Annotated in this window: 5 protein-coding genes; all 5 read right to left on the minus strand. The window is 42.1% G+C overall.

Annotation, left to right across the window (positions count from 1 at the left end):
* Positions 1–18: 18 nt before the first annotated feature.
* Positions 19–1686 carry a 30S ribosomal protein S1 gene (gene rpsA / locus P20311_RS15850; RefSeq protein WP_002961176.1) on the minus strand — a complete coding sequence of 556 codons (1668 nt, stop codon included), beginning with the start codon at positions 1684–1686 and terminating at the stop codon, positions 19–21.
* Positions 1687–1781: 95 nt separating this feature from the next.
* Positions 1782–2492, minus strand: a complete 711-nt coding sequence (gene cmk / locus P20311_RS15855) for a (d)CMP kinase (protein WP_008114757.1) — start codon at positions 2490–2492, stop codon at positions 1782–1784.
* Positions 2493–2599: 107 nt separating this feature from the next.
* Positions 2600–3877, minus strand: a complete 1278-nt coding sequence (gene aroA / locus P20311_RS15860) for a 3-phosphoshikimate 1-carboxyvinyltransferase (protein WP_008114759.1) — start codon at positions 3875–3877, stop codon at positions 2600–2602.
* Positions 3877–4959, minus strand: coding sequence for a 3-phosphoserine/phosphohydroxythreonine transaminase (gene serC / locus P20311_RS15865; protein ID WP_008114761.1), 1083 nt, complete (start codon positions 4957–4959; stop codon positions 3877–3879). Before serC ends, aroA begins: the two co-directional genes overlap by 1 nt.
* Positions 4960–5057: 98 nt before the next feature.
* Positions 5058–6506 (minus strand): DNA gyrase C-terminal beta-propeller domain-containing protein (locus P20311_RS15870; protein ID WP_036985273.1); only part of this gene is annotated, 1449 nt, incomplete at its 5' end.

A 6506-nucleotide genomic window follows, 5' to 3' on the forward strand; every position in this document is an offset into this window, starting at 1 on the left:
TTAAAAGACTATAATTAATTAGTCTTTTTGTGCATTTGCGAAAGCAGCTGCCATTGCGTTTTCAAACACTGGCTCTTCTTTCTTAAGCTTCTCTAGTACTTCTTTCTCTTCTGCTTCGAAAAGAGCTTTAACAGATAAGCTTAAAGTGCGGTTCTTACGATCAACACCAACGTATTTAACTTCAATCTCGTCGCCTACAGAAACAACAGTAGTTGCATCTTCAACGCGCTCTTGAGCGATATCAGCTACACGGATGTAACCTTCAACGCCTTCGATAAGTTCAACAGTTGCGCCTTTCGCATCAACTTCAGTCACTTTACCTTTAACAATAGCACCTTTTTTGTTTGCATCAAGGTAGTTATTGAATGGGTCAGCTTCGATTTGCTTAACACCTAGAGAGATACGTTCACGCTCTGGGTCAACTTGCAATACGATAGCAGTGATTTCGTCGCCTTTCTTGAATTCACGTACAGCTTCTTCGCCAGGTGTATTCCAAGAAATGTCTGAAAGGTGTACAAGACCATCAATACCACCGTCAAGACCGATAAAGATACCGAAGTCAGTGATTGATTTGATCTTACCAGTAACTTGGTCGCCTTTGTTTTGTAGACGAGCAAATTCCTGCCAAGGATTAGCAATACATTGCTTAAGACCAAGAGAAATACGACGACGTTCTTCGTCGATTTCAAGAACCATAACTTCAACAGTGTCACCTAGTGATACAACTTTTGAAGGGTGGATGTTCTTGTTAGTCCAATCCATTTCAGAAACGTGTACTAGACCTTCAACGCCTTCTTCGATTTCTACGAAGCAACCGTAATCAGTAAGGTTAGTTACACGGCCAGAAAGTTTAGAACCTTCTGGGTAACGACCAGCGATAGCTGCCCATGGATCTTCGCCAAGCTGTTTAAGGCCTAGAGATACACGAGTTTTATCTTTGTCGAATTTAAGAACTTTAACTGCGATTTCGTCGCCAACATTAACGATTTCTGAAGGGTGCTTAACACGCTTCCACGCCATATCAGTAATGTGTAGTAGACCATCAACACCACCAAGGTCAACGAATGCACCGTAGTCAGTAAGGTTCTTAACGATACCTTTAACTTCTTGACCTTCAACAAGGTTAGCAAGAAGCTCTTCACGTTCTTGTGAGTTTTCTGATTCGATAACTGCACGACGTGAAACAACAACGTTGTTACGTTTTTGATCAAGCTTGATCACTTTAAATTCAAGCTCTTTGCCTTCAAGGTGAGTTGTGTCACGTACTGGACGAACATCAACAAGTGAACCAGGTAGGAAAGCACGGATTGAATCAACTTCAACTGTGAAACCGCCTTTAACTTTACCGTTGATAACACCAGTAACAGTCTCTTGCTCTTCACATGCTTTCTCAAGACGGATCCACGCTTCGTGACGCTTCGCTTTCTCACGAGAAAGGATAGTTTCACCGAAACCGTCTTCGATTGCATCTAGTGCAACATCTACTTCGTCGCCAACAGCAACTTCTAGTTCACCAGCAGCATTTTTGAACTGCTCTGCAGGGATAGCACTTTCTGATTTAAGACCAGCATCTACAAGTACAATGTTGTTCTCGATTGAGATTACTGTACCTTTAACGATAGAGCCTTGCTCTGCTTCAAAACCCTTTAAGCTTTCTTCAAATAACTGCGCAAAATTTTCTGACATACGAATATACGTCTCATATATTAATACCAATAAGCAACCATGCTGCATGGGGTTGTTAAAATAGCACTGGCATCCTGCTGGTGCATAAAATGTATTTAGCTTCGTTTAGGAAGCTTACCTTCTGAGATGCTCGCATCTAATAAAGTTATAACTTTATCAAAGACTTGCTGCGCGTTGAGTTCGCTAGTATCAAGCTCAATCGCATCCTCTGCAGGTACAAGCGGCGCAACGGCACGATTCATATCGCGGTCATCACGTGCTTGAATGTCCTGTAATAGACCACTTAGTGTAACATTAAGCCCGCGCTCATTCAACTCAACAAAACGTCTGCGAGCACGTTCTTCTGCACTTGCGGTTAGAAATATCTTTAATGGCGCATCTGGAAATACCACAGTGCCCATATCGCGGCCATCGGCAATTAAACCGTTTTCTGTTCTAAACGCACGCTGGCGGCGAAGCAACGCTTCTCGAACACGCGGTAATGCGGCCACTTTAGACGCTGCAGCACCCACTTCTTCATTTCGAATAGTGATTGTGACATCTTCGCCTTCTAAAATAATCTTTCCTGCATTAGTGTCACTGTCTATCAAAAACTGCACATCAAGATTTGCAGCTAATGGGACGAGTGCTTCTTCGTTATCTAACGCAATTTGGTGATGAAGTGCTGCAAGTGATAGTACGCGATAAATTGCTCCGCTATCTAACACATCCCAGCCTAATTTTTCAGCCAATAGGCGACAAACAGTTCCTTTACCAGAACCACTTGGGCCATCTACGGTGATTACGGGCATTAATAACGCCGGCATTTAAAACCTCCTTCAATGCACACCAAAATAAACCGCCACATTATACGCCAATTAATAAAGATTATCCGCTTTTAGTATGTAACTTTTTATAAATACTTATAAATAGCCTATTTACTGACAGATGCTAACACTTTGAAAAATGTTGGGAATGTCTTATAAGTACAGGCCGGATCGTTAATCGTTATAGGCTTACCCCCTACTGCCACCATTGCAAAGCACATGGCAATACGGTGATCGTCGTAGGTATCTATCGCCACATTATTAAATTGCTTTGGCGGTGTGATCTCAATAAAGTCGTGCCCTTCAACCACTTCAGCCCCTACTTTTCTAAGCTCGGTGGCCATTGCATGTAAACGGTCAGTTTCTTTTACCCGCCAGTTATAAATATTACGAATAGCGGTTGGCCCTTTAGCAAACAAGGCAACAGTCGCCAAGGTCATTGCAGCATCAGGTATCGCATTAGCATCTATATCGATACCGTTAAGCTCGCCTTTACGAACAACTAAACGCTCGTCATACCAATCAATTTTAGCACCAACCTGCTCCATCACTTTAGCAAAGCCAATATCACCTTGAACTGATTTAGCGCCAACGCCTTTAATTTCTATTTCGCCACCGGCAATTGCTGCAGCAGCAATAAAATAAGAAGCCGATGAAGCATCACCTTCAACCATTATGCGCTCAACCGCTTGGTATTGCTGAGCACCTTTAACGAAGAACGTGGTGTAATTATCATGCTCAACAGTTACACCAAAGCGCGCCATCACATCCAGCGTAATATCAATATAAGGCTTAGAGACTAAGGTGCCTTTAATTTTAATGTGTGTATCGCCTTTAAATAACGGCGCAGCCATGAGCAGCGCCGTTAAAAATTGACTTGAAATCCTGCCGTCAATTTCGACTTCACCGCCGGCTATTTGCCCACCGATAATTTTAAGTGGCGGGTAATCTTTATTTTTTAAATAACTAACATCACCCCCGAGCGCTTGTAAGGCATCAACTAAGTGGCCAATTGGTCGCTCTTCCATACGTGGCTCACCAATTAACTCATACTCCCCAGCAATCGCTGCAAGCACGGCCGTTAAGGGACGGTATGCTGTACCTGCATTACCTAAAAACAGTGGTTCAGTTGGCGTTTTAAATACGCCACCTACACCTTCTACGGTCGCGATGGTTCGCTCATCATTAAGTGTCACATTCACACCGAGCTGCGCTAAGGCGCCCAACATATGACGAATATCATCACTGTCTAATAAGTTTTCTACAACCGTAGTGCCGTTTGATAGTGCAGCCAATAATAGAATGCGATTTGACAAGCTTTTCGAACCAGGCAGAGTAACACTGCCATTAACCTGTGAAATAGGCGCTAAAGAAAGTTGCTCCATTAGCTGTTCTCCTTTGCGAAAGCCGCCATAAAATCCACTAATGCTTTAACCCCTTCCAGTGGCATTGCGTTATAAATACTCGCGCGCATACCGCCAACAATACGGTGCCCTTCAAGCGCTAATAAGCCCGATTCTTTTGACTCTTTAACAAACTTATCATTTAGGCTTTCATCAACTAACCAAAAAGGCACATTCATACGTGAACGACAATGTTTTGCTACCTTGTTGGTGTAAAAATCAGACTCATCGATAAAGTCATAAAGCAGCTGCGCTTTGGCAGTATTATGTGTTTCCATGGCTTTTACACCGCCATTTTGCTCAAGCCATTCAAATACTTCAGCTGCTAAATACCATGCAAATGTAGGTGGAGTGTTAAACATACTGCCTTGTTTTGCTTCAAGGGCGTAATCCAAAATACCTGGCTTAGCTAGCCCTTCACGCTCAAGTAGCGTTTTACGAACAATTACGATAGCAATACCCGATGGGCCGATATTCTTTTGAGCACCTGCGTAGATTAAATCAAATTGATTAACGTCAATTTCGCGCGATAGAATAGTCGACGACATATCGGCGACAATCGGTGCTGTTGGGTGACTAGGTACATCAAAAATCTCTAGACCATCAACAGTTTCATTTGGACAGTAATGAATATATGCAGCATCGGCTGGTAAAACCCAATCGGCTACCTGCTTGATAGAAAATAAACCGTTATCATCATTACGTACGTCAATTGTGTGAGTTTGAGTAAACTTATCGGCTTCGTTGGTTGCACTTTTTGACCACACGCCGTTTTCACAATACACCGCTTTTTTTCCATCAACGTGGAGGTTTAAAGGTACGGCACTAAATTGACCTCGACCACCGCCGTGCATAAACAGCACTTCAAACTCATCACTAATATTCATTAAGCGACGTAAACTAGCTTCACACTTAGCCGTTAATGCTAAAAATTCTTTACTGCGATGGCTCATTTCCATTACTGAAACGCCAAGCCCTTGCCAGTCTAAAAACTCTTTTTGTGCTTTTTGCATTACAGCCGGTGGTAACATTGCAGGACCCGCACAAAAATTATAAATACTCATTACCTTTTCCTCATTCCAGTAATTTAACTTGAATTAAACTAATTTAATTTTTTTCAACTACATAAAAAAAGCGGCCAAGGCCGCTTTTTTCAATCTAATTATTCTGAAGGAGGATTGTCATCCGCCACTTCATCAATAACTGTATCTACTGTTTCAACGTCTTCGATATCAACCAAGTCACTTTCAGTCACTTCAATCTCTTCTATACGTTGTAAACCAACTACTTGCTCTTCGTCAATAGTTCTGATCAAAATAACACCTTGGGTGTTACGTCCAACCGTAGAAACTTCATTAACGCGAGTACGTACTAAGGTACCACGATTCGAAATAATCATTATTTCGTCGTTGTCATCAACCTGTACAGCACCAACAACAGCACCGTTACGCTCACTCACTTTGATTGATACAACACCTTGTGTTGCACGACTCTTAGATGGGTAATCTTCAAGTTGAGTACGCTTGCCGTAACCATTTTCTGTCACTGTTAATATTGCACCATCATTCTTTGGTACAATAAGTGATACAACACGCTGATCGTCTGGCATCTTAATACCACGAACACCCGTTGCAGTACGGCCCATAGGACGTACGCCTTTGAAACGGATTTCAGGCTTACCTTCTTCATCAAGAACAGGGTTACCATTTTCATCAACAACAGCTGTTTCTTCAGCCTCTTTAAAGCGAACAACTTTACCCGCATCAGTGAACAACATAATTTCGTTGCTGCCATCGGTAATATCAACACCGATTAAACTATCACCTTCGTTTAAGTTAACCGCAATAATTCCGCTTGCACGTTGACGACTGTATGCCGTTAATGGCGTTTTCTTAACAGTACCAAATGCTGTCGCCATAAAGATGTACTTATCATCTTCATAATCGCGTACTGGCAGGATTGCAGTAATACGTTCATCTGCTTCAAGTGGTAATAAGTTAACAATTGGCTTACCGCGCGCTGCACGACTGGCAAGTGGCAACTGGTATACTTTAAGCCAATATAAACGACCCGCTGTAGAGAAACAAAGAATAGTATCGTGCGTATTGGCAACCAATAAACGTTCAATAAAATCTTCATCTTTCATCTTAGTTGCTGATTTACCTTTACCACCACGACGCTGCGCTTCGTAATCAGTTAATGCTTGATACTTAACGTACCCTTCATGTGAAAGCGTAACAACTACGTTTTCTTCGTTAATTAGGTCTTCAAGGCTAATATCGTGTGCTGCAGCATTTATTTCAGTGCGGCGCTCATCACCATATTGCTCTTTAATTTCAACGAGCTCATCACGAATAACTTCCATTAAACGCTCTGGATTTGCCAAAATGAATAATAACTCGGCAATCAACTCAAGTAATGATTGATATTCGGTAAGAATTTTTTCGTGTTCAAGACCAGTAAGTTTGTGTAAACGTAAGTCTAATATTGCTTGAGCTTGTTGCTCAGAAATATAGTACTGACCATCACGAATACCAAGCTCGCTTGCTAACCAATCTGGGCGTGCCACGTTGTCTTCGCCTGCTTTATCAAGCATGGCTTTAACATTACC

This window comes from Pseudoalteromonas sp. BSi20311, assembly GCF_000239875.1.
Classification (GTDB): Bacteria; Pseudomonadota; Gammaproteobacteria; order Enterobacterales; family Alteromonadaceae; genus Pseudoalteromonas.